Origin of the sequence: Mycobacterium sp. E2462, assembly GCF_001672685.1 — a bacterium.
GTDB lineage: Bacteria > Actinomycetota > Actinomycetes > Mycobacteriales > Mycobacteriaceae > Mycobacterium.
The window spans coordinates 1-947 of sequence record NZ_LZKC01000280.1; the positions used below are offsets into that span (position 1 = coordinate 1).

1 protein-coding gene and 2 pseudogenes are annotated in these 947 nt (G+C 72.4%); 1 reads left to right on the plus strand and 2 read right to left on the minus strand.

All coding sequences use genetic code 11. The features are described from left to right. Positions 1-284 (plus strand): annotated as a pseudogene (locus A5714_RS13900) (molybdenum cofactor biosynthesis protein B); the annotation flags it as partial. Here the strand turns inward: A5714_RS13900 and A5714_RS25400 are convergent. Both A5714_RS25400 and A5714_RS13905 read right to left on the minus strand, forming a co-directional pair. After that, positions 230-523 (minus strand): annotated as a pseudogene (locus A5714_RS25400) (molybdenum cofactor biosynthesis protein MoaE); the annotation flags it as partial. The pseudogenes A5714_RS13900 and A5714_RS25400 overlap by 55 nt on opposite strands. Continuing rightward, the coding region (locus tag A5714_RS13905) for a molybdenum cofactor biosynthesis protein B (protein WP_068285933.1) at positions 520-947 on the minus strand (428 nt) is incomplete at its 5' end. The pseudogene A5714_RS25400 and the gene A5714_RS13905, both read right to left, overlap by 4 nt.

The following is a 947-nucleotide window of genomic DNA, read 5'->3' on the forward strand; positions in this document are numbered from 1 at the left end:
AGTACGACGACCGTTGCGGCCCGATCATCGCGGACTGGTTGGGCGAGCGCGGGTTTGCCGCGGTGCAGCCGGAGGTGGTCGCCGACGGCGCCCCGGTCGGCGACGCCCTGCGCCAGGCGATCGACGGCGACGTCGACGTCGTCATCACCTCCGGCGGCACCGGCATCTCGCCGACCGACAGCACGCCCGATCAGACCGTGGCGGTGCTGGACTACATGATCCCCGGCCTCGCCGACGCCATCCGCCGGTCGGGTGAGCGGCAGGCGCCGACGCGATGGCTGGCCGCGATCGCGCGCACGCCGCTAGAGCGCCGCGCGACGTCGGCCACCACCTCTCCGATGACCTGGAAGGCCGACGGATGCGCGGAGTACTCTAGCCGGACCACCCGACGGCCGCCGTCGTGGTCGCGGATCATGCCGACGAATCCGACGACGGCACCGGCCGACTGGTGGCCGACGAGCTCCTCGTGCTCGGCCAGGAAGATCGGGTGATCCGTCATTGCCGCGCGCACGACGAGCGTCATTGCCGATGGTCTTTGCCGGCGATCTGGTCCAGGGCGTGCTCGAGGACGTCGGCAAGGACCAGCAGGCCGTCGCGCACGCCACCGGGCGACCCGGGCAGGTTGACGACGAGCGTGCGACCGGCCACCCCGCACACGCCCCGCGACAACACCGACGTCGGCACCTGCCGCTCACCCGACCGGCGGATGGCGTCGGCGAGGCCGGGGATCATGTAGTCCAGCACCGCCACGGTCTGATCGGGCGTGCTGTCGGTCGGCGAGATGCCGGTGCCGCCGGAGGTGATGACGACGTCGACGTCGCCGTCGATCGCCTGGCGCAGGGCGTCGCCGACCGGGGCGCCGTCGGCGACCACCTCCGGCTGCACCGCGGCAAACCCGCGCTCGCCCAACCAGTCCGCGATGATCGGGCCGCAACGGTCGTCGTACT